Genomic DNA, 23,031 nt, shown 5'->3' with positions numbered 1-23,031 from the left:
AGAACAGCCCTTCCTTTTCAAGGAAGGGCTGTTTTGGGGTTGAAGATAACTTAAGAAGTTCTGTCAGGATCAACATTTATAAATAGTACACTCCAAGCGCAACAATCATTAAAATGAAAGTGGGTATACCAGCGGCGAAAAACCACGCCGGACTCGCTGACATCGCCTCGGATGGAGCACGCATTGAATCTAGCACTTCCCTCTGGCCTTTCAAAGCAAAGACCTTTCGTGTACTCTTCATGAAAAAATCAAAAGAGCCTGTACGAATAATAAATACCACCGAACCGATAAATAGTAGAAATCCACTGATGAAAAAGGAAGCATTGATATAGCCGAGTAGTGAGATTTCACCATATACCGAAAAGGCAGAAATAACAATCACTAATTGAGATAGTAGAAATACAATAATATTACGTTTCATATGGAATCCTTCTTTTCATTTATAGAATTAGTAACTACTATCTATCATACATGACATAAATTAAAATGTGTAGAATCTTCTATGATAGTTCAAAATTATGACAATAGCGTTGTTAGCGTTTACATCTAGAAATTCTTCTTGTATAATGAAAAAGCTAGCACTACAAAAACATCAAAGGGGAGGTCAACAATTTGAAAAGAAATAAGTGGCTTATATTAATGGCTTTAACATTAGTCTTAAGTATGTTCTTAGCTGCATGTGGTGGTTCGAAAGACGAAGAAAAGCCAGCAACAGACGGGGACGACAAGGACAAAGATGCGGCAACCGAAGAGAAAAAGCATGCCAAAGACGAAGATGGAGAGCCAGATGCTGAGCAAGTATTATACTTAGCTGAATCTGCGGCTATTCCATCAGTTGACTCATCAATTGTAGAAGATCAAGTAGGCTTCAATGTATTAAACAATATCAATGAAGGTTTATATCGTTTAAACCAAGATAATATTGCAGAACCTGCAATGGCTGCAGAAGAAGCAAAAGTCAGTGAAGATGGATTGACGTATACATTCAAACTTCGCGATGCAATGTGGGCTGATGAAACACCTGTTACAGCAAATGATTTCGTCTATGCTTGGCAGCGTGCAATTGATCCAGCAACTGGTTCACCTTATGGACCCATGATGATGTCTGGCGTAGTGAAAAATGCGACAGCAATCTCTGAAGAAAAAATGGAAGTATCTGAGCTTGGAGTTAAAGCTGTAGATGAAAAGACGTTTGAAGTAACACTGGAGCGTCCAGTACCATATTTCTTGTCACTCATGTCATTTGGAACTTTCTATCCACTTAAAGAAGAGTTCGTAGCTTCTAAAGCGGATGCATTTGCAACAAACTCTGATAACCTTCTTTCAAATGGACCATTCGTTTTAACTAAATGGGATGGAACTGGAGATAGCTGGACTTATGTTAAGAACGAACACTACTGGGATGCAGAAAATGTGAAGCTTAATGAAATTCATGTAAACGTTGTTAAAGATTCTGCAACAGCAATTAAACTTTATCAAGATGGTAAGTTGGATCGTGCGGGAGTTTCCGGTGACCTAGCTATGCAATACCGTGATGATGAAGAAGCCGTTATTCAACCAGAAACATCTGTATTCTATTTCAAGTTTAACCAAGAGCGTGATGGTAAAGAAACACCACTCGCTAATGAGAATATCCGAAAAGCTATTGCTAAAGCTTTCGAAAAGGAAGACATGGTAGATGTAGTACTTGCCAACGGTTCATTAGCTGCAAACTACTTAGTACCAACAGATTTTGCATTTGATGAAGATGAAAAAGACTTCCGTGAGTTAAGTGGTAACCACTTGGAGTACAACGTGGAAGAAGCACAAGATCACTGGAAAAAAGGTCTTGAAGAACTAGGCGTTGAATCTCTTGATCTTGAAATTCTAGGTGGAGACACTGAGCTTTCTAAGAAAATGGACGAGTACTTCAAGTCTCAACTAGAAGGTAACCTAGAAGGCCTTTCAATTTCTTTAAAAGAAGTACCATTCTCTGTACGTTTGGACTTGGATGGTAACCAGGACTATGATATTCAAGTATCAGGTTGGGGACCAGACTTCCAAGATCCGATTTCATTCATGGATCTATTCGTAACAGATGGTACAAACAACTTGATGTCTTACTCTAATCCTGAGTACGATAAATTGATTGAAGATTCTAAAGGTGACTTGGCTCTTAAGCCAAAAGAGCGTTATGAAGCATTCGCAAAAGCTGAGAAGATTCTACTTGATGAAGACGCTGCAATTGCACCGATTTACCAACGTGGTTTGATCTACTTGCATAAACCTTACTTCAAAGGCTTAGTGAATCATCCATTTGGAGCAGACTATAGCTACAAGTGGGCATATATTTCAGGTAAATGATTGTAACGAAGTAAGGATTTAAGTTTAATAGGGGAGAGTATATGGGGGTAAATATCCATATACTCTCTTTTTAGTAACAGCAAATAGTTTCAATATTTAATTTATTGTCGAAAAATGTCAAGTGGTTACTTGCATAAGTAAGTAAGAAACTCTTTTGGAGGTGTAACGTACCATGGTTAAGTATATTGGAAAACGCATCGTGTATATGTTCATAACACTGTTTTTAATCGCAACAGCCTCTTTTTTCCTTATGCAAACATTGCCAGGTTCACCGATCGCTTCTTACAACAAGTTGAATGACACACAAAAAGCAATTGTTGAAAAGAAGTATGGAATCGATAAGCCTAAGCCTGTGCAGTATGCAATCTATATGAAAAACTTGGCAAAAGGCGATTTAGGTACGTCGTTTGTATTTAAAGGGAAGAGCGTCAACGATTTATTGGCTACGAGATTGAAACCTTCTTTAATCTTGGGAGCGCAAGCGATGGTCTTCGGGACCATTGTTGGAATCCTGCTAGGCATGCTTGCCGCATTGAAGCATAATACATTCTGGGATTATGGAAGCACCTTTTTTGCAATACTCGGTATTTCTATTCCGTCCTTTGTATTTGCATCATTGCTACAATATTGGATTGCTTCAGAGTGGCATCTACTACCAGTCGGTTTGTGGAATGACGGTTGGAAATCTAGTGTCCTGCCATCGCTTGCACTCGCTATGGGGCCGCTTGCCCTATCCGCGCGCTTTATACGGACTGAGATGATAGAAGTACTGAATTCAGATTATATTATTTTGGCTAAGGCGAAAGGTGCCAATGGTTTTGAAATTGCTTTCAAACACGCATTCCGAAATGCATTAATACCTTTAATCACGGTTCTCGGACCATTGGCAGCTGGTTTAGTAACGGGTTCACTTGTTGTAGAACAAATTTTTGCTATTCCAGGAATTGGTGAGCAATTCGTATCGTCTATCATGACAAATGATCATGCTACAATCATGGGTACGACATTATTATTCTCAGCCTTTCTTATTTTCGTTATTTTTATTGTGGATATTTTATACGGTGTTATCGACCCACGTATCCGCGTGTCTGGAGGTAAGGGATAATGCACAATGAAAATGGACAAGAAAAATTAACACCAGAAGATTTTGAACGAGTGACAATCGATGCGCATCATTCAGAACGTATAGAGAAACCGAGTTTGAGTTTCTGGCAAGATGCATGGCTAGGTCTCCGTAAAAATAAGGCCGCTATTGTCAGTATGGTCGTTCTTTTATTGGTTATACTCATGGCACTCATCGGTCCACATTTAAATGGACATGCGGGTGATACACAAAACTTACGCCATGCAAATTTACCGCCTAAAATACCTGGCATTGAAGCAACAGGACTTTTTGATGGGGATGGTAAGCTAGCAGGGAAGACTGTCAATCTATATGAAATGAAAAAAGTTGATGAATATTATTGGTTCGGTACAGACGGACTCGGTCGAGACTTGTTTACAAGACTTTGGGAAGGTACTCGTGTATCGCTATTCATCGCATTTGTAGCCGCAGCCATTGATATGGTTATAGGTGTCGCATACGGAGGGATTTCTGGATACTTCGGTGGACGTACGGATGACATCATGCAACGCGTTGTTGAGATCTTGATCGGTATTCCTACATTAATTGTCGTTATTTTGATGATTATGATTATGGACCCGGGAATAACCGCCATCATTGTCGCGATCACCATAACTGGTTGGATAGGCATGTCGCGTATTGTACGTGCACAGACTTTGAAATATAAATCACAGGAATTCGTATTGGCTTCGCGTACGCTAGGTGCCAAGGATGGAAAAATCATTACTAAGCACTTACTGCCGAACATGCTGGGGATTATTATCATCAACACGATGTTCACGATTCCAAATGCGATTTTCTTTGAAGCGTTCTTAAGCTTTATCGGAATCGGACTCCAACCACCAGCTGCTTCATTAGGTACATTAATCAATGACGGATACAAAGTGATGGAGAATCAGCCATACGTGCTATTGTTCCCAGCCATTGTCATCAGTGTTCTTATGATTGCATTTAACTTGATAGGTGACGGACTGCGCGATGCACTAGATCCTAAAATGAAAGATTAAGAGGAGGAGAGCAAGTTGACAAAAATATTAGAAGTAAAAGACCTCGAGCTTTCCTTCCACACATTTGCGGGTGAAGTGAAAGCGATCCGTGGCGTAAATTTTGATTTGCACAAAGGAGAAACGCTTGCTATCGTAGGTGAGTCGGGATCGGGTAAATCTGTTACGACGAAATCAATCATGCGGCTTCTTCCTGAATCAAGTGCTGAATATAAGAGTGGGGAAATTCTATTTGAAGGAAGAGATCTAACAAAAATTCCTGAAAAAGATATGCAAAAGATTCGAGGGAAAGATATATCGATGATTTTCCAGGATCCAATGACTTCATTAAATCCAACTATGACGATTGGAAGACAAATCATGGAGCCGATCTTAAAACATCAGAAGTTGAACAAATCAGCAGCGCGTAAACAGACGATTGAATTATTGAATCTGGTCGGTATACCGAATGCAGAAAATCGTTATAAGATGTACCCTCACCAATTTTCTGGTGGGCAGCGTCAACGAATCGTCATTGCAATTGCGCTTGCGTGTAATCCGAAAGTATTGATTGCAGATGAGCCGACAACAGCACTGGATGTCACGATTCAAGCGCAAATTCTTGAGCTGATGAAAGACATTCAGAAGAAGACCGATACTTCTATCATATTTATTACGCATGACCTGGGTGTAGTAGCAAACGTTGCCGATCGAGTAGCTGTTATGTATGGTGGTCGAATCGTCGAGATCGGTACAGTAGACGAAATCTTCTATAATCCACAACATCCTTATACATGGGGCTTACTAAGTTCAATGCCTTCTATGGATTTAGAAGATCAAAAGCTATATGCGATTCCCGGCACACCTCCTGATTTATTAAATCCTCCAAAAGGAGATGCGTTCGCTTTGCGAAGTGAATATGCGATGAAGATTGATATGGAGCGTCAGCCTCCTTTCTTCAAAGTGAGCGATACACATTACGCAGCGACATGGTTATTGCACTCGCAGGCACCAGAAGTTGAACCGCCTGCCCTAATTATTGAGCGTATGAAAACATTTAAAGGTAGCCGGTACTATGTTGATCAGACGGGAGGTACTGTGTGATGTCAGACAATTTAATTGAAGTACGTAACCTTAAACAATATTTTAATGCAGGGAAATCTACTGAAGTCCGTGCGATTGATGATATTAGTTTCACTATTAAACGTGGAGAAACCTTTGGTTTAGTAGGCGAGTCAGGTTGCGGTAAATCCACAACAGGGCGTACTATGATCCGATTATATGACGCGACAGCGGGTCAAGTCCTCTATAATGGTGTAGATGTACACGCACCCAAAAGCAAAAAGGAAAATCATGCATTGAATAGAAAGATGCAAATGATATTCCAAGATCCTTATGCTTCTTTGAATCCACGTATGAAAGTTTTGGATATTATTGCAGAAGGATTAGATATTCATGGTCTAGTAAAAGGTAAAACGGATCGGAAGCAACGGGTAATTGATTTGCTTGAGACTGTTGGTTTAAATCGTGAACATGCTGAGCGTTATCCGCATGAGTTCTCAGGTGGTCAGCGTCAGCGTATCGGAATTGCACGTGCATTAGCTGTAGATCCGGAATTCATCATTGCGGATGAGCCGATCTCTGCTCTAGACGTTTCCATCCAAGCGCAAGTCGTCAATTTGTTAAAAGAGCTACAGGTAGAAAAAGGGTTGACGTATTTATTCATTGCTCACGATCTATCGATGGTTAAATACATTTCCGATCGTATTGGCGTGATGTATTTCGGTAAACTGGTGGAGATGGCTCCAGCGGATGAGTTATATCGAAATCCAATGCACGCTTATACTAAGTCTTTACTGTCAGCGATTCCACTACCTGACCCAATTTATGAACGTTCTCGTGTGCGCCATCCGTATAATCCGAAGGACCATCAATATGGACCTGACGAAAAAGTGGAATTTCGTGAAGTGGCACCTGAACATTTTGTATTATGTTCAGAGAAAGAACTCGCCGAGATGCAAGCTATACGTGTATAAGACAATATCCCTCTGATTGTGTAGAAATCAGAGGGATTTCTTTATCGTAATTAAATCCACTAGTTGTCCTGATAGTTTGTATGTTTCATCAAATATTGTGCTACTATGGAAAGAATAGATACCATTTGAATTGATAGGGTGTGTTTAAAATAAAGAATTTAACGGAGGCAGTTCAAAGAAAATTAATGGATGAGATCATTAATGGGAGTAGAGTTGCAGCTTTAGTAACAGATGCTTCGCAAGAGGATAATCCGATAATTTTTGCTAACAAAACATTCGAAACGATGACAGGGTATACTCAAGAAGAAACATTGGGGCGTAATTGTAGATTTCTTCAAGGTAAAGATACAGACCCAACTACAGTTTCGAAGATCAGAAGAGCTGTTTCTGAAAGAGTACCTTTGACAATCGTAATTAAAAACTATAAAAAAGACGGTACGTTATTTTGGAATCGGCTCAGTCTTCGTCCAATTATTATTGATGGAGTGCCATATTGTATTGGTACGCAGACAGATGTTTCTGTACAATACAAACAAATAGAAGAGCTGCATACGAAAGATCATGAAATAGAACAGCTCATGTTACCTATCATGAGAATTTATGATAACCTGGCGGCTGTTTCCTTAATCGGTCAAATGACGGAAGAACGCTTTAATCTTTTGATTACGAAACTGAGCGCCTACGTTCACTCAAATGAAGTGGATCATGTAATGATTGATATAACGGGTTTATATTGGCAACAAGGAACTTCGATTGATCGGTTGCTGGAAATTCAGCAAGTATTGAAGCTTATGGGATGTCAGCTTTATATTACAGGCATCTCTCCAGATCTTGCACAAAAATTAGCGTCAGCTAAAGATCCTCAGCAAATATTAAAAACCTTTTCAAGTATTCAGCAAGCAATTTACTATATTCAGCGATAGAGAAAAGACCTCTACCATAACGCAAAGTTATGGTAGAGGTCTTTATCAGATACCGAGTTGTTCTTTTACTTCTTTAATCTGTTCAATATGACGTAGTTCATGATAGCCGACAAATGGAATCCACTGCGTAAGACTCATTTCGCCAAAAACAGGATGGAGATACGATTTTACTGCTAATTGGTCTTCCGTTGCGTTTTCAGCTATATCATGTAAAACAGAATGGGTAGCAGAAAGTTTACTTTTCAAGTCATGGAGAGTAGAAAAATCTGAAGTTGGTGTCACAAAATCAGGCGCATCTACTTTTTTAGAACGATCCACAGTAAGTTGAATCGGCTTCACTGTGGTAATGTTCTGATCGTCGTTAGAAAGCTTAGTCTGAATGGTTTTAGCAACGCTACCTTCCATTAAGTACAGATGTTGCACAATTTGTTTAATAGACCATCTGTTTTCAGCTGGTTTTCGATTAATCACTTCATCTGACAAGTCTTCTACTTGCGCTAATAGTTCTTTACGTGCTTGATCATTAATTTCCATAGTGGTCACCCCTTTTATTCATAGTACCACTCGTAAGACGATAAATCTTTTATAGAAGCTTGAGAATAGGAGTTCAAATTATGAAACTACATCAGCCTAAAATACCGGGGCATTTAACACCGGTACAGTTACAAGACTTACTACACGAAGAGGATTCATCCCTCCAAAATGCAAGTGTTATCGATTCACGAATAGATGGGCAAACAATAGAACGGGCACAATTAACAAGTATGCTCATTAAGAATTCTAGTTTTCAAGGAGCTATTCTAGCGGAACTATTCGCTACAGATGTTCGATTTGAAAACTGTGATTTTTCCAATGCAGACTTGACGGGTATAAGTATTCACCGAGTGAGTTTTCATAATTGCAAAATGCTTGGTGTCAACTTTACAAATGCCCGATTTACGGATGTGTTATTTGAGGAGTGTATTTGCAATCTTTCTGCGTTTGTCCATACAAGGTGGGAGAGAGTACAGTTCGATAACTGCCAAGTAAAAGATGCAGATTTCTTCGATTGTAAACTTAAAAACACATACTTTCTGAAGTGTAATCTGGATGCGGTAAGCTTTGACGAAACACCTCTTAAAGGAGTAGAGATCAAAACTTCAGAATTCGAGAGCATGACAGTATCTATGAAAGAATTGGATGGTTGTATTGTATCCTCTATGCAGGCGATTCAATTCGCTACCATGTTGGGATTAGATATCCGTGATGAATAGAGCGACATAATTAAGTTTTAAAAATACTCATGAGAATAAGATCTCATACATTTACTCTCTCCTAAATTATGCTACACTCACTCATTGATTTTCTTTTCCAACAGCCTTAAAGTAGGGGTATAGTGAATGTTCACCGAATAAAATAATTGCTTTTAAAGGGGCTATGCTATGTTTGTACATCAAGTAACAGAGGATATTTCATTGAAACTGATAGGACAGAAAGATGCAGACGTATTATTCGCACTGGTAGATGGATCAAGAGAGTACTTACGTGAGTGGTTGCCGTGGGTTGATTCCATGATGGATGTGGATCAGTATGGTCCGATCATAAATGCGTGGTTACAACAATTCGCCGAAGAAGATGGATTCCAAGCAGGTATAATGTATAAAGGAGTCTTGGCGGGTTTTGCAGGATTCCATTCAGTTAACTATACAAATAGGCAAACGAGTATTGGCTATTGGCTGGCGCAAGATTATCAAGGAAAAGGTATTATGACTGCGGTCGTGTCTGCGCTACTAGACTATGCATTTGAAGAATATGATCTACACCGTGTAGAAATCCGATGTGCTACGGAGAATAAAAGAAGTCAGGCAATTCCTGAGAGATTAGGATTTAAGAAAGAAGGAGTCATTCGTGACGGCGAGTTTCTATATGACCACTATCATGATTTAATCGTTTACGGTATGTTAGAAGATGAGTGGGGAAAACATAAAAAATCTTGAGACGTTTCATGCAGAGTCCTTCTCGAAATGGACTCTGTTTTTTATTATGTTATTTTGTATAGAGTACACTTAACATAAAGGGGATGGCTAGTCATGTTAACTACTATTGAAATTGATAAAGAGCTAACGAAGAACAGAGACCTTGAAACCGCAACATTTGGAATGGGTTGTTTTTGGGGACCAGAAGCGCGCTTTGGCAGCTTGCCAGGTGTCATCAGAACACGAGTAGGGTACACAGGCGGAACTACGCCAGCGCCAACATACAAGACGATGGAAGATCATACTGAAACGTTGGAAATAGATTATGATCCGACGAGTATATCTTACGAAGAAATACTTCTACATTTTTGGCGTAATCATTATCCAAACCGTGATCAATACAAAGGGCAACAATACGTTTCATCATTGCGCTATCATAACCTGCAACAAAAACAGATAATCAGTTTAGTCAAGAGAGAAATGGAGATAGAGCTTGGAGAATCAATTGAAACAGAAATCACCCCATTAGGCCATTTTACATTAGCTGAAAACCGCCATCAGAAATATTACTTGAAGCGTTATCCGAATATATTGGAGCAGTTACATTCATTATATCCTTCTGCAGAGTCGTTGATTGATTCGACGTTTGCAGCCAGAATGAATGGATTCGTTAAAGGTTTTGGCACGCGTGATCAAATTGTGAATGAAATGGAAAGCTGGCCATTACATGAAAATGTACGACAACAACTCATTCAGCAGTTCTTGAAATTAAAGTGGTGAAATCACTGAAACTCTGAATCTTTTCTTCTTGTAACTTTATTCTGTGGTTGCTATGATATTCTAATATCAACTTAGACTGAACGTAGGAGAGAGTAGATGAAAAAGGAAACCATCACGTTAGGTCTGCTACTGACCAATTTACTAATTGCATTTTTGGGAATTGGATTAGTTATACCTGTTATGCCAAGATTAATGAATGAATTACATATATCGGGTACAGTGGTTGGCTATATGGTCGCGACTTTTGCGATGGCTCAACTGCTTGTTTCACCTTTTTCAGGAAGATGGGTAGATACATTTGGCCGAAAAAAGATGATTGTCGTGGGTTTAATCATTTTTAGTTCTTCCGAATTCTTATTTGGGATTGGACAGACATTGCCGGTACTATTCGCATCTCGGATTTTAGGTGGGATTAGTGCTGCTTTCATTATGCCAGCTGTTACTGCCTTTATTGCTGATATTACAACAATGGAAACACGCTCTAAGGCATTAGGTTTTATGTCTGCTGCCATATCTACGGGATTTATATTAGGTCCAGGGGTTGGCGGATTTTTAGCGACATATGGTACTCGAGTTCCTTTCTTCTTCGCTGGAGGACTCGCTTTGTTTGCGGCGATCTTTTCGTTTATTGCATTGCGTGAACCGGAACGTTATCGAGAAGCCGTAGCGGAGGATGCAACTAAACCGGGGTTAAAGAGGATTTTTGCTCGTCATTATTTTATTGTCTTTATTATTATATTGATTTTATCTTTTGGCCTAGCTTCATTTGAATCCATTTTCAGCTTGTTCGTTGATCATAAGTTTGGATTCACACCTAAAGACATTGCCATCATCATTACAGGAGGCGGGCTAGTCGGAGCGGTTGCACAAGTCGTGTTATTCGACAAACTGGCGAGAACGATAGGGGAGAAACGTCTAATCTTTTTCTGTTTAGTCTTTTCGTCCATTTTAGTTTTTCTGACGACGTTCGTCCAAAGTTATGTTTCCGTACTGGCTGTTACGATGATTATCTTTGTAGGGTTTGATTTGATACGACCTGCAGCAACTTCATACTTGTCAAAAATCGCGGGAAATGAGCAGGGGTTTGTCGGCGGTATGAACTCGATGTTTACGAGTATTGGAAATGTATTTGGTCCAATCATCGGTGGGGCTTTATTTGATGTAGACGTAGACTATCCATTCTACTTTGGTGCATTTGTATTATTACTTGGCGTAGTGTTGAATTATATATGGATTAAGAGGACGCCATCTTTCAGACCTAATATCTAGGGGGAATTGAATTGACCATTATTGGTTTTGTTCGGCATGGTGTGACGGCTTGGAATAAAGAAGGTCGTGCACAAGGAAGTTCAAATATTCCGTTGGACGAAGAAGGGGTAGAGACTGCCAAAAAGCTGGCACTGCGCTTGGCAAGTGAGGAATGGGACGTTATTTACACTAGCCCTATGACACGTGCTAGACAGACAGCAGATTTACTGGCTAGGCAGTCGGGGATTGAAGTCGTGGAAGATAATCGACTTCGTGAGCGTAGTGGCGGTTTAATTGAGGGAACGACGGAATCGGAACGACAGCAGAAGTGGGGACCCCAGTGGAGGGAACTGGATTTACAGTTTGAAACGGCAGAAAATGTTATAGCGCGAGGTCTTGAATTTGTGAATGAACAGGTCCGAAAGATTCCCGATCAACGTCTGATTGTGGTGAGTCATGGTAGTTTTATCAAACGGATCATTGTGGCCTTGATGGAAGATGAAAAATATACAGTCAAGATCGATAATGCTTCATTGACTATAATAAATATAGAAGAGAAAAGTTGCTTGCTGTTAAATGACACAGCACACCTTACGGGAGGAATAAATGGAAATTGATTATGATTTAACGGAACAAGATGTGGTTGCTTTTAATTTGTATCATGTGAAAACTTCTAAAGTCGGTAAAAATTCATTACGATGGCAGCGGTATATATCACCGTTAATATTTTTATTGTTTGCATATTTTTTATCGATCTTTACTGATATGACGAAAGGCCCGTTGTTTGCTACGTTTGGAGTAACTGCTATTCTATGGGTGATCTTTTATCCGAAGTATTTCTACTTTCATATTACACGGCAAGTGAGCAAGATGCTTAGAAGTGGTAAGAATGAAGGACTTGTTGGGACACATTCTATGAAGATGAATAAGACAGGAATTGCAGATCAGACAGCCATGGGTGAAACAAAGGTACAATGGGCTGGCGTGAAACAGCTAATAGAAGACTCGGCTTATTTCTATATTTATACGAGTACGGTGAGTGCATATATTATTCCAAAGCGAGATGTATACTCGGTCGATGGGCTGAAAAGTTACATCCAACAGCGGATGATTACGTAAATAAAAATCAGAGGCTACCGAGCCCCTGATTTTTTTATTTTCCCAAGCGATGATATTTCCAAAATGAAATGAGTAGTATTACACTAGACCCAATCAATAGTTCGACATTGAGATCTATCAAGCTATAAGTAAATGTAGCGAAAGATCCAACCGCGATGAATCCGGCAAATAGACGGTTTTGCATCTTCACTTGAAATTTACGATGATCTATATCTCGTTGTTTGAGATAAGTATGGATCAATGCAGGTTGCTCCAAATAGGAAGAGATTTTTGGAGCAAAGCTACGAACCTGTCCAACACCGTTTAATACTGTGCGTTGAAATTCTTTTCTATTCGTGAATGGGTTTTTATCTTTACTCTTCTTCTTAGCCCATTCAACTAAACGGGGGCGTGTAATAGCAAGTAAATCTATTTCGGGATCTAGTATATAAAGCACGCCTACAAATACTGAGACTGCACGACCTAAAAATGCAAATTCAGCAGGCATTTGAACAGGTTGAGTTCGAACGATGACTTGCAGATCTTGTAGAAGATTCTCTACAACCATACTATTCATATCATATAAATCATTTGACTCGTACGCTTTAACAACTTTCTCGATTGCGTCAGCCAATACTTTACGATCCGCATTTGGCAGTAAAAAGTTCATAGTTTCGAGTCCGTCGATGACCCGATCGTATTGTTTCAAAATTATACCTTCTGTAACAATAAACATTGCGTCCGCATCTTCTTTTGTAATATGTACTACCATACCAAAATCGATCAATACGAGCGTACCGTCTGGCCGTATAAGAATATTGCCGCCATGAGGATCCGCGTGGAACTGACCCCCTTCAAGAACTTGTTCTAAAAATAAACGAAAGAGTCGGGTAGATAAATCTTTGCGATCAATATGATGTTGTTCGAGAAATGCCAGATCGGTTATTTTAGAACCTTCAATCCATTCCATTACAAGCACTTTGCGAGTCGTATATTCATCATAGTAGACGGGAAATTTTACCCCTGTCATATTAGGAAAGCGTTCAGCAAAACCTCGTCCGTTTCTCATTTCTTCCAAAAAGTTTAATTCCGCTCCGATTACATCTGTCATTTCTCTATACAGTACATTTAAATCAATCTGTTTGCTTAATGAAGACCATTTTTTCGCGAGCCAAATGACAATTCGTACTGCTTTAAAATCTGCACGCAAAATTCGTTCAATGTTGGGACGCTGAATTTTTATAGCGACTTCTGCTCCATTATGTAATACTGCTTTGTATACTTCGCCGATAGATGCAGATGCGACAGGCTTCGACGTAATATCCCTAAGATACTCGCTATGCGGTTTTCCCCATTCATCATCTAGTAATTGTAATGCCATTTCAGAAGGAACTGGTGTTACTTGATCAGTCAGACCTTCTAATTCTTCAATGAATGATGCGGGCATGATATCTGCACGTGTAGAGAGGAATTGCCCTAGTTTGACGAGTAATCCACCTAATTCAAGAGCCGTCTTTTTATAGACTTTTGCTTGATTCGTAACTAGTGTATTCCATTTTTCGGTGACAGTCGGTGTGAAATTACCTCGGTGACGTTTCTGGAATAATAGGACTTGAATAAAAAAAGTGACCGCCATCCAGACAATGCGTATAATACGATAACTAGCAGAACGCTTCATAGGTAGCACTTCTTTCTGCAAAAAGATATTTACTTTTTAATGGGTTTCATCTCTTTCAGGCCAATTCTCATAGCGGCTACAGCACACGTAACATTCAATATGATTGCGATCGCTAAAAATAACCATTTCAATTTTTCGGGTAAATCGAGAAAAACCGCTGAAAATAAAAATGCGAAGCCGATTACAAGCATGGACAAATAGATAGCCAATTTCTTAGACAAAAGTAGTCCACCTTTCCTAAATACTACCCTCATTGTATCATGAAAAAACAGGTAATTAAAAATGTGAGTTTTTATTTCATGAATACGGGGAATAATAAAGTTACATAATCAGACAGGAGTGTGGAAAATGACAAAGAGTTATGCAGATACACCCAAAGATGATCACGATAAGAGTTCAGCAAAATTAGCTAACGATGCAGCAAAAAAAGCAGAAGAACAAGTAGAAGAAATAAAGAAGGAAGCAAGGGAGCAAGTTAAAAAAGAAAATAAGGAATGACAAAAAGCGATTATTTCCTCGGAAATAATCGCTTTTTCATCCAGTTAATTTATTTCAGCAAATAATGTAATATACGATCTTTATCATCAAAAAACTGCTTCATAATTTGGTAATGGCTAGTTTCTTCTAGCGTCGTTTCTTGCACACCTTCATCTGTGAATTCGATAATTTTTGCACCAGGATAAGATAGTAGAAGTGGGGAGTGTGTTGCAATTATGAACTGTGAGCCTTCACCTACCAAATCGTGAATCCTGCTCAACATGGACAGTTGACGCATTGGTGATAAAGCTGCTTCCGGTTCATCTAGTAAGTAAATGCCATTCCCTCTAAAGCGATGAATGAAAGTAGCCCAAAATGATTCGCCATGGGACTGTTCATGTAGTGAAGTGCCCCCGTAGCCATCAATAATCCTAGGACTAGGACTTGGTGCACTATCTAACTCTTCAATTGTAGTCGCTAAATTGTAGAAAGTTTCAGCACGCAGAAAGAATCCATCAGTTGGTCTGATGACGCCTTTGATGAGTGTAATATATTCATCCAATTTGGAGTGGGAATCATAAGTGGAAAAGTTGAAGTTAAGTGAACCACCTTCCGCATTAAAACCAAAGGCAACTGCAATAGCCTCAAGTAACGTAGACTTTCCCATACCATTCTCTCCGACAAAAAATGTCACGTTCGGATGAAAGTCTAGCTCGGTTAGCGTGTTGATACTAGGCAAATGAAATGGATAGTCTTCAAATGATGGAACTCGATCACGCTTCAAACGTATTCCACGAATGAATGGGTCTGTATACATATGATCCCCCTTTTCTCTATTTCATTTTAAAAAGTAGTAACGTAAAGTAATCAATCCAATAGGTCGGGTTCTTCACTCACAATTTTTTCCCATAGTGGTTGGAAGTTTTCCCAACCATCAATATCTCTACCAACTTGTTTTGCAGTGCTTGCTGCATGCTCAGGAGGAATCGGACTTACTACACCGGCAGCTTCTGCGAGTAATTGAACCTGGCATGAACGTTCCAATGTAATAAACCAAAATGCAGCAGCATCAACAGTTTGTCCAACCGTTAACGGACCGTGATTCTTCAGAAACATCGCTTTATTATCCGCTAATGCATTTGCAACTTTTACCCCCCCATCATCCTCATACACGACACCAGAAAACTCATTCAATACAGAGTGATCATTGTAAAACGCGCAAGCATCTTGTGTTAATGGATCGATCAATCTACCAGTTGATGCCCATGTCTTTCCGTATACAGGATGCAAGTGAACTGAAGCAGTGACGTCCGGTCTTGCTTCGTGAATAGCAGAGTGGATCACGAGGGCAGATTTATGAAGAGAATATTTACCCTTTACTACTTCTCCGTCAGGATTTACCATCACAAGATCGGATGCTTTGATCTTGCCAAACGGTATGCCATAGGGATTAACCCACATATGATCTTTGAACTCTGGATCACGATACGTCGCGTGACCTGCTACACCTTCAGTAAAACCGAAACGATCAAACAGACGGAATGCCCCTGCTAATCTTTGTTTATTATATTGACGTTCTTCTTCAAGAGTCGAAAATGTTGGATATTGTAAATAATCTGTTATATTCTCTCCCCTTACACGTTCTTCAGTAATATTCATTAAATAAACCTCCAAATTTTTTTAATAAAAAAATACGCTCTCTAACAACAATAACGTGCCCTTACAAAAATATCAAATGCAGTATATAGTGAAATTTCAAGCAACTTTACAGCGAATATGACCAGTAATTGATAAACTACATGGTAGACAATGAGATATGAAAGGGGAATAGAAAATGAATCTAGATAAAAAGATCGTATTCTTTGATTTAGATGGAACATTAATGAATCATGATAAAACAATTTTGGAATCGACGAAACAATCTCTTACGGCATTACGGGAGAAGGGCATATACACTGTTATTTGTACGGGCAGAGCTCCACTTATGTTCAACTGGTTGCTAGAAGAATTATCGTTTGATTCCTATGTTTCCATGAATGGACAGCATGTAGTATTGGATGGAGAAGTAATTTACTCGAATCCTATGAAGCCAGAAGTTATACGACAACTTACCGAGTTTGCGCATAAACAAGGACATGGATTGACATACTCCACGTTTGAGTCGTTCGTAACGAACGTTGAAGAACACCCACTTGTTCAGGAGGGAACCGCACGTTTAAAAATACCGTATCCTCCTGTAGATCCTAATGTATATTCTCACTCTGTCGTGAATCAAGTGCAAATTTACTCTACTCCTAAGGAAACCAAAAAGTACATGGAGTTATTCAAGGATTATACCTTTATAAGATGGGATGAAAACTCGGTAGATATGTTGCCTGAAGGGGCTTCTAAGGCAATTGGTATTCAAAAAATGCTTGAACAAATGAATATTCCTATTGAAAACAGCTATGCATTTGGGGATGGTGCGAATGACATGCAAATGATCAAGATGGTAGGTATCGGGGTAGCAATGGAGAATGCTATACCCGAATTAAAAGAAGTAGCAGATCTCGTCACTGCATCTTGTTCAGAAGATGGTATTATGAAAGGCTTGATCAGTTTAGGGTTGTTAGAAGAAAAAGATATTCCATTACTGCATGACAGTATGAAACAGTAATACAAAAGATATAATTAAAATTTCAATCTTGACAGTTGTGTGAACGAAGAGTATCGTTAGATGATATACAAAAAAACAATTATTCAATTTTTCAAATTACTCAAGGAGTGATTTGTTTCACATCTTGGAGGAGGCCATATTTACAATGAAACTAGAAAAGCAGTGTCGAGAATCAAGGGTCGTACGAACGAGCAGAGTATTCCCAAATGATGTCAACAACCATAACACATTGTTTGGCGGACGTTTAATGAGCGATATCGATCAAATTGCATCGATTTCAGCAGCTCGACACAGCAGAGCAGATTGTGTTACGGCATCTATGGATTCCGTAGACTTTCTGTATCCAATCCGTCCTTCCGATTCAGTCTGCTTTGAGTCATACGTGACTTGGACTGGAAAATCTTCTATGGAGATTTTCGTAAAAGTTATTGCGGAGGATTTGGCGACTGGTAATTGTAAAATTGCAGCCACCTCATTGTTAACATTTGTTGCATTGGACGAAAATAAAAAGCCACTAACTGTTCCACGTGTCATTCCTGAAACAGAAGAGGAAATATATTTACATGAAACTGCACCGCAACGCGCAGAAATTCGCTTAATGCGTAAACAGCAAAGTAAAGACTTGGCCTCAGTATTAACGAATAATTATCCATGGCATGATCCAGTACAAGTGAACGCATAAAAATTCTTAGTTAACTTAGTTTGACTGAGAATTTTTATAAGTATGTATAATATGTAACATTGTGCTCCATACTACTTATAGATAGGACGTTCTCTAATCAATTTCTTGGAGGATACCTATCTTTTTATTGTTTAAAAATATATTTAATAATATAAAACGTCTGGACGTATAAAAAAACAGTTAATTAAAGCTATAATGAGAAGTATCATAGAAAAATAAGGAGATGGATTCATTTATGGTTAAAACGATAACTGCTGAGCAATTATATAGGAAGATAAAAGGTGAGGAAGCACTTATCCTAGTAGACGTACGTGCTGAGGATAAATATAATCATTTTCATATCAAAGCTACGAATGTGGAAGATATCAACGTACCGAAAACGGAGATCTTCTCGTTAGAAGATAAAGTAGAGAAAGTGATTCCACGGTTGCCGAAAAACAGTGAAATCATTATTACTTGTACGACAGGAAATTCCGCGACCACATGTGCAAACATCCTTTCTAGTAGGGATTACGATGTTACTGTATTGGAAGGTGGGATTACTGCGTGGAAAGAATATGTTAGTAATAAGTCACTAGAATGAATACAAGTTGGCAGGGTAGCAATATAACACATGTTTTGTTTCTTTATGTACGTATTATTTATGAGAGAAAATGTAAAAAAATCATCATATAGAAAAAGAGATATCCGTTGGAGTGCCATGCACAAAACCTTCGTAGATATCTCTTTTTATTTTTATTATTTTACTTGCTCTTTCGTCTCAACTTTTTGTACTTCTATTTTCTTAGGTTCATCGTCGTCATCCATAATGTCTTTTGCTGATTTTTTGAATTCAGACAATGTTTTACCAACTGCTGAACCAATTTCGGGTAATTTACGGGGGCCAAACAAAATTAATATAATCACTAAAATAATAATTAAGCCAGGCACTCCGATTGCGGCTAAGTTCATAGCGATTCCTCCTCTCATTGCTGAAAAAGATATAGTTCTCTATACATCATAACCTATTTTGATCTCATAAAACACTATTTGAAAATTTAAATGAGTAAGAGTATTTCCTTATTTTCGTGATTAAGTTTCCAATGATTGGACAAACTAACAGGTAACTTGTTGGATGAGAAAGAAGTGATAATTTTGGATGAAACAACCTGTCATATAGAACAGCCTGAATACTTTACACGTTTAGCTAAACGACTGGAACCGACTGCGGATTTAGTGAAAAAGACTTTGAAAAGTAAAGATCGAGTCGTGCACTTACTGTATTTGAAAAGTGTAGTGGATATGATGCAACTACAAACAATCGTGGTGAAACCTTTCTATGAGATGTCACCAGAACAGAATTTTGCAGAGTATATTCATTCATTACCTTATGAAACCAAGATGCCAACTGGGGACGAAGAGGTTCTTATAGAAATAACGAAAGGCAATGTATTTGTCATGATCGACAAGCAAATAACGTTGCTGGAGTTGAAAGTGGTAGCAGCCAATGCGGTGCAAGACGCCATTATGGAACCTACAATTCACGGTCCTCAACTCGGACTCAGCGAGAGTATTGAAACGAATATTAATCTAATGCGGCAACGTTATCACAAACCTTCCTTGATTGTTGAACCTCTTCAATTGGAAGATGCTTCAAATCGTGATATTGCATTAATTTACGATGGAGAAAAAGTAAATCCTCAGCTATTGAAGAAAATAAAAACGCGTATTCTCACTTTAGATGTGGAGCTGGTTCAGGCAAGCGGAGACTTACAGTATTACTTGAACAATAAAAAATACAGCCTGTTTCCAACAAGTCTTTTGACTGAGCGTCCCGATCGAATTCTTCATAATATGGCGAGTGGGAAAGTCATTATCTTAGTAGATGGAAGCCCACACGCAATTATTGCCCCTACAACGTTCTTTGATTTTATGATTTCAATGGAAGACCTGTATTATTCCTTTTGGGTAGTATCGCTTATACGATTTCTACGATATGCCGGGCTGTTTACATGTATTATGTTGCCGGCTATATATGTTGGAGTCACTTCGTATACACCAGAAGTCCTCAGATCTGAGCTTGCGCTAACAGTGGCAGCAAGCAGGATTGGTGTTCCGTATCCCTCATTTATTGAAGTCTTTTTTATGTTAATATTTATCGAACTACTGACAGAAGCTAGTATGCGTTTGCCGAATAGTATTAGCGCTACGGCTACAACAGTTGGAGGACTGATACTTGGAACCGCGGCAGTAGAAGCAGCATTGACTTCGAACATTATGGTCATCGTCGTCTCACTTGTAGCGATTTCCACATTTGTTATCCCAATCAGTGAAATGAATTATGCTGTCCGGGTTTGCCGTTTTTTTCTATTGGTATATACGACGTTGTTTGGTATTGCAGGGATGATGCTTGGAATACTTGGGTTATTGTTATACCTGGTGAACAAAGACAGTTTCGGTGAGCCGTATTTACGAATGTTTTGGAAAAATAGACAAGAAGAATTAAAGGCGGATGATTCATGAGCCGAATTGTCTATCTTTTACTCATATCAAACATGATCGCAAATCTTATTGCCTCTAGTCCGAGAATTTTATTCGCTAAAAGTGAACATGGGGCAATTGTCACGATGATCATCGCGCTGTTTTTTGGAGTATTTATGAACTGGGCATTGATCACTTCTTTTAAAGCGTTTCCAGGGAAAAGTTTACCGCAAATTTTAACGTTATATCTATCGAAATGGATTGCTATTCCTGCGTTATTTATCTTTGGAGTCATTTGGTATGTTTCAGGTCTTCAGACACTGATTACCTATATAGATATTCTTTTACGATTTATAACACCCGAGATGTCTATTTATTTAGTAATTGCGATGTTCATTCCAGTGGTTACATTTGGAATAATCATGCAGAGTCGAAATATATTATTTACAATTGAATTGGTGTTTATTTTAGCGCTTCCTGTTGCTGCATATTACGTAATAAAACTTTACTTTACTGAACAAGTTAGCTGGGATCAAGTGGCAATTGCGATGACATTTATTGATAACCCACCAGACTATACAGTATTCTCTGCGACGACCTATTTATTTGTAGGAGCTTTTGATATCATCATTTTCAATTCGCTACTGAAGAAAAAAATGACTTTCGGTATTAAACAAGCACTAATTGTGTTCAGTCTAGGAGTTTTTATGATTTTCACGACCTATTTTATACCGATTGGTGTATTGGGATTTGATCAAGTGGAAAATATTCTATACCCATGGATTCTGACCAGTGATTCTATTCGAATGAAGTTCGGAGTAATTGAGCGAGTGATATTTATCTTTTTGTTACTTTTCTTAGCTATTGCTTTCTTAAATATTACAATTCATTGGCATGTTGCTTGTAAATTATTTCAAAGTGTCTTTGATATAGAAAAAATGAAAATAAAGTCGCGTGAAAAAATTAGTTTTATGATAGTGATCGTGATATTTTGGTTAATTGCGATCTATACCACATTAAAAGTGACTGAGTATGATCTGTTTCTTTATAGTAAGTATTTCTTTAATTCGATTCCCATTGTATTCATTGGCCTGATGATTATTATGCTTGTAGTGAATAGGAGGGTGAAGTCTTGAAATTCCTCTCAGTGAGTAAATGGCTTATGGCGTTTTTATGTATGAGTGGCGTGTTGTTGCAATCTGGATGTGCTTTCAAAGACATTGATAAACGACTATTTGTGTCTTCGATTGGGATTGATCCTGCTGAACATATCGAGAATGGATACAAAGTAACAATGAAAGTCGCTTTGCCATTTGGTGCTATTAAGGATTCCGCCAAGCCGAGCTTTGCGTATCTTTCTCGTGAGGGACATTCGATAGGTGAAGCGATTCGCATGCTGGAAACGCATGTAGATAAAATATTGGAACTGGGGCATATGAAAACAATTATCGTTCATGAAAAACTTGTTAGGGATGATATGCAATCATTCATGGATTATTTTATTCGTCGCGGTGATATTCAATTAATCGCATATGTTGCAGGGGCTAGACCTTCTGCAGAATCTATTTTAAAAGTAGAACCTAATACTGAAGCGCCAGCATCAGTTGCTTTAATCAACTTCTTTGGTGGAACAGCGAATGATAGCCCATACGTCGTGACGACTTATTTGTTTCAATTGCGCAGAGATATACTCTCGGAAGGTATTGATCCTGTTTTACCACTAATTGAAACAAATGAAAAAGGCGATGAATTAATAGTGAACAATTCCATTGTAGTTGATACAAGGGAAGAACCGATTGTGCTATCTACTATTCACACGAAATACTATAACTCATTATTGAAAGGTTCAAATGGATTCACCTATCTGATCAGAGATGGAGGCCTTGAGTTATTGTTGAACATTAATCAAAGTAAAATGAAATATAAATTCGTACCTAGTAAAGGAAGTGTAGTGCCAAGTGCAATAGATATGCACATTGTGATGAAAGGAACGATAGGTGAAGCCAATAAAGATTTATCTGTAGCTAAATTGGATGAGTATAATCGATTGGCCTCAAAAGATGTGAAACAAAAAGTTCTACAATTTCTAACTAAAATGCAAGAGGAAAGTTTAGATCCTTTTGGTTTTGGCTTACGCTACCGAGCTACACGTTTGCATACAGAAGAGATATTTACTACGTGGCAACAGGCATATCCTAATATAGAATTCAAAGTGACTGTGGACGTCAAATTACAAGGGACAGGAACGATAGAATAATTAGTTCAAAAACGTCATCCATCAAAGTATAGGATGATGTTTTTTATTACTTTTTGTGACGACTTTTTACTATCTATGATTACGTCGCTCTTTATTTTCTAAGTTAGCTGGTTGCTGGCGTTTATGATCGAAGGTTACTCCTCACCGAACACCATACTATCCAGCCTTTGTAGTCGTTCAAGCTGAACAGGTCGTCCTTGGTGTTTTCTTTCGGTCTTTCGTTTCTTTATGGGAATATACGTTCTTCCTGATTTCTAAATGAATGTATTTTACTTAGTTAAACTGAGTGCAACTAAAGAATCTATTCACAATAAGAAAAAACTTCGCCAAGC

Annotated in this window: 26 protein-coding genes; 19 read left to right on the top strand and 7 right to left on the bottom strand. The window is 38.5% G+C overall.

All coding sequences use genetic code 11. From position 1 onward, the window contains the following. Positions 1-76 precede the first annotated feature (76 nt). Positions 77-421 (bottom strand): DUF3899 domain-containing protein, encoded by a 345-nt coding sequence (locus CSV70_RS08110; RefSeq protein ID WP_099627154.1) that lies wholly within the window; start codon positions 419-421, stop codon positions 77-79. A gap of 191 nt (positions 422-612) precedes the next feature. On the opposite strand from CSV70_RS08110, the gene CSV70_RS08105 reads away from it, so the two are divergent. From CSV70_RS08105 to ytvA, 6 genes are all read left to right on the top strand, one after another. Then, a complete protein-coding gene (locus CSV70_RS08105) occupies positions 613-2,343 on the top strand; it encodes a peptide ABC transporter substrate-binding protein (RefSeq protein ID WP_099628803.1) in 1,731 nt (576 codons plus the stop codon). A gap of 172 nt (positions 2,344-2,515) precedes the next feature. Beyond that, positions 2,516-3,448, top strand: a complete 933-nt coding sequence (opp3b, locus tag CSV70_RS08100; RefSeq protein WP_099628802.1) for an oligopeptide ABC transporter permease — start codon at positions 2,516-2,518, stop codon at positions 3,446-3,448. Beyond that, positions 3,448-4,473 (top strand): oligopeptide ABC transporter permease, encoded by a 1,026-nt coding sequence (gene opp3C / locus CSV70_RS08095; protein WP_099628801.1) that lies wholly within the window; start codon positions 3,448-3,450, stop codon positions 4,471-4,473. Before opp3b ends, opp3C begins: the two co-directional genes overlap by 1 nt. A 15-nt stretch (positions 4,474-4,488) precedes the next feature. Then, positions 4,489-5,553 (top strand): ABC transporter ATP-binding protein, encoded by a 1,065-nt coding sequence (locus CSV70_RS08090; protein ID WP_085131793.1) that lies wholly within the window; start codon positions 4,489-4,491, stop codon positions 5,551-5,553. Further along, positions 5,553-6,485, top strand: coding sequence for an ABC transporter ATP-binding protein (locus CSV70_RS08085; RefSeq protein WP_099627150.1), 933 nt, complete (start codon positions 5,553-5,555; stop codon positions 6,483-6,485). The genes CSV70_RS08090 and CSV70_RS08085 overlap by 1 nt, the downstream gene beginning before the upstream one ends. Positions 6,486-6,670: 185 nt before the next feature. Then, positions 6,671-7,408, top strand: a complete 738-nt coding sequence (gene ytvA / locus CSV70_RS08080; RefSeq protein ID WP_099628800.1) for a YtvA family blue-light photoreceptor — start codon at positions 6,671-6,673, stop codon at positions 7,406-7,408. A 45-nt stretch (positions 7,409-7,453) separates the two neighbouring features. Here the strand turns inward: ytvA and CSV70_RS08075 are convergent, their stop codons facing one another. Then, positions 7,454-7,942: a DinB family protein gene (locus CSV70_RS08075; RefSeq protein ID WP_099628799.1), complete on the bottom strand. Its 489-nt coding sequence runs from the start codon at positions 7,940-7,942 to the stop codon at positions 7,454-7,456. An 80-nt stretch (positions 7,943-8,022) separates the two neighbouring features. On the opposite strand from CSV70_RS08075, the gene CSV70_RS08070 reads away from it, so the two are divergent. The 6 genes from CSV70_RS08070 to CSV70_RS08045 all read left to right on the top strand — a co-directional run bounded on the left by CSV70_RS08070 (position 8,023) and on the right by CSV70_RS08045 (position 12,510). Then, entirely contained in the window at positions 8,023-8,661 is a 639-nt protein-coding gene (locus CSV70_RS08070) for a pentapeptide repeat-containing protein (protein ID WP_099627149.1), read from the top strand. 168 nt (positions 8,662-8,829) lie between these two features. Beyond that, a complete protein-coding gene (locus CSV70_RS08065) occupies positions 8,830-9,384 on the top strand; it encodes a GNAT family N-acetyltransferase (RefSeq protein ID WP_099627148.1) in 555 nt (184 codons plus the stop codon). A gap of 93 nt (positions 9,385-9,477) precedes the next feature. After that, positions 9,478-10,143: a peptide-methionine (S)-S-oxide reductase MsrA gene (gene msrA / locus CSV70_RS08060; protein ID WP_085131788.1), complete on the top strand. Its 666-nt coding sequence runs from the start codon at positions 9,478-9,480 to the stop codon at positions 10,141-10,143. Between the two features lie 96 nt (positions 10,144-10,239). Then, the gene (locus CSV70_RS08055) at positions 10,240-11,412 is read left to right on the top strand and encodes an MFS transporter (protein WP_085131787.1); all 1,173 of its coding nucleotides are present in this window, start codon (positions 10,240-10,242) and stop codon (positions 11,410-11,412) included. A gap of 11 nt (positions 11,413-11,423) precedes the next feature. Beyond that, entirely contained in the window at positions 11,424-12,008 is a 585-nt protein-coding gene (locus CSV70_RS08050) for a histidine phosphatase family protein (protein WP_099628798.1), read from the top strand. Further along, on the top strand, positions 11,998-12,510 hold the full coding sequence (locus tag CSV70_RS08045; protein WP_085131785.1) for a YcxB family protein: 513 nt from the start codon (positions 11,998-12,000) through the stop codon (positions 12,508-12,510). The genes CSV70_RS08050 and CSV70_RS08045 overlap by 11 nt, the downstream gene beginning before the upstream one ends. A 34-nt stretch (positions 12,511-12,544) precedes the next feature. Here CSV70_RS08045 and CSV70_RS08040 read toward each other — a convergent pair whose 3' ends face one another. After that, a complete protein-coding gene (locus tag CSV70_RS08040; protein WP_099628797.1) occupies positions 12,545-14,167 on the bottom strand; it encodes an ABC1 kinase family protein in 1,623 nt (540 codons plus the stop codon). 29 nt (positions 14,168-14,196) lie between these two features. After that, positions 14,197-14,388 carry a hypothetical protein gene (locus CSV70_RS08035; RefSeq protein WP_085131783.1) on the bottom strand — a complete coding sequence of 64 codons (192 nt, stop codon included), beginning with the start codon at positions 14,386-14,388 and terminating at the stop codon, positions 14,197-14,199. A gap of 127 nt (positions 14,389-14,515) precedes the next feature. On the opposite strand from CSV70_RS08035, the gene CSV70_RS16475 reads away from it, so the two are divergent. Next, positions 14,516-14,665, top strand: a complete 150-nt coding sequence (locus CSV70_RS16475; RefSeq protein WP_157111232.1) for a hypothetical protein — start codon at positions 14,516-14,518, stop codon at positions 14,663-14,665. Positions 14,666-14,714: 49 nt separating this feature from the next. Here the strand turns inward: CSV70_RS16475 and CSV70_RS08025 are convergent, their stop codons facing one another. Together CSV70_RS08025 and CSV70_RS08020 are read right to left on the bottom strand one after the other, a co-directional pair. Further along, positions 14,715-15,461 carry an AAA family ATPase gene (locus tag CSV70_RS08025; protein ID WP_085131782.1) on the bottom strand — a complete coding sequence of 249 codons (747 nt, stop codon included), beginning with the start codon at positions 15,459-15,461 and terminating at the stop codon, positions 14,715-14,717. Positions 15,462-15,511: 50 nt separating this feature from the next. Beyond that, positions 15,512-16,303 (bottom strand): class II aldolase/adducin family protein, encoded by a 792-nt coding sequence (locus tag CSV70_RS08020; protein WP_099628796.1) that lies wholly within the window; start codon positions 16,301-16,303, stop codon positions 15,512-15,514. Between the two features lie 175 nt (positions 16,304-16,478). Here CSV70_RS08020 and CSV70_RS08015 point away from each other — a divergent pair, with 175 nt between their 5' ends. The 3 genes from CSV70_RS08015 (at position 16,479) to CSV70_RS08005 (ending at position 18,565) form a co-directional block, all read left to right on the top strand. Further along, positions 16,479-17,300: a Cof-type HAD-IIB family hydrolase gene (locus tag CSV70_RS08015; protein ID WP_099628795.1), complete on the top strand. Its 822-nt coding sequence runs from the start codon at positions 16,479-16,481 to the stop codon at positions 17,298-17,300. Positions 17,301-17,445: 145 nt separating this feature from the next. Further along, positions 17,446-17,982, top strand: a complete 537-nt coding sequence (locus CSV70_RS08010; RefSeq protein WP_085131779.1) for an acyl-CoA thioesterase — start codon at positions 17,446-17,448, stop codon at positions 17,980-17,982. Positions 17,983-18,217: 235 nt separating this feature from the next. After that, positions 18,218-18,565, top strand: a complete 348-nt coding sequence (locus CSV70_RS08005; protein WP_099628794.1) for a rhodanese-like domain-containing protein — start codon at positions 18,218-18,220, stop codon at positions 18,563-18,565. Between the two features lie 155 nt (positions 18,566-18,720). Here CSV70_RS08005 and tatA read toward each other — a convergent pair whose 3' ends face one another. Next, complete coding sequence (gene tatA / locus CSV70_RS08000; protein ID WP_029054194.1) at positions 18,721-18,933, bottom strand: twin-arginine translocase TatA/TatE family subunit; 213 nt, start codon at positions 18,931-18,933, stop codon at positions 18,721-18,723. Positions 18,934-19,068: 135 nt separating this feature from the next. Between tatA and CSV70_RS07995 the strand changes: the two genes are divergently transcribed. The 3 genes from CSV70_RS07995 to CSV70_RS07985 are packed head-to-tail and all read left to right on the top strand — an operon-like array spanning position 19,069 to position 22,699. Beyond that, positions 19,069-20,484 carry a spore germination protein gene (locus CSV70_RS07995; protein ID WP_233191779.1) on the top strand — a complete coding sequence of 472 codons (1,416 nt, stop codon included), beginning with the start codon at positions 19,069-19,071 and terminating at the stop codon, positions 20,482-20,484. After that, on the top strand, positions 20,481-21,578 hold the full coding sequence (locus CSV70_RS07990; RefSeq protein ID WP_085131777.1) for a GerAB/ArcD/ProY family transporter: 1,098 nt from the start codon (positions 20,481-20,483) through the stop codon (positions 21,576-21,578). The genes CSV70_RS07995 and CSV70_RS07990 overlap by 4 nt, the downstream gene beginning before the upstream one ends. Next, positions 21,575-22,699 (top strand): Ger(x)C family spore germination protein, encoded by a 1,125-nt coding sequence (locus tag CSV70_RS07985; protein WP_085131776.1) that lies wholly within the window; start codon positions 21,575-21,577, stop codon positions 22,697-22,699. The genes CSV70_RS07990 and CSV70_RS07985 overlap by 4 nt, the downstream gene beginning before the upstream one ends. The last annotated feature ends 332 nt before the right edge of the window (positions 22,700-23,031 follow it).

It is taken from the genome of Sporosarcina sp. P25, assembly GCF_002743235.1.
In the GTDB taxonomy this organism is placed as follows: Bacteria; Bacillota; Bacilli; order Bacillales_A; family Planococcaceae; genus Sporosarcina; species Sporosarcina ureae_B.
This window is presented reverse-complemented; position numbering and strand designations above follow the sequence as displayed.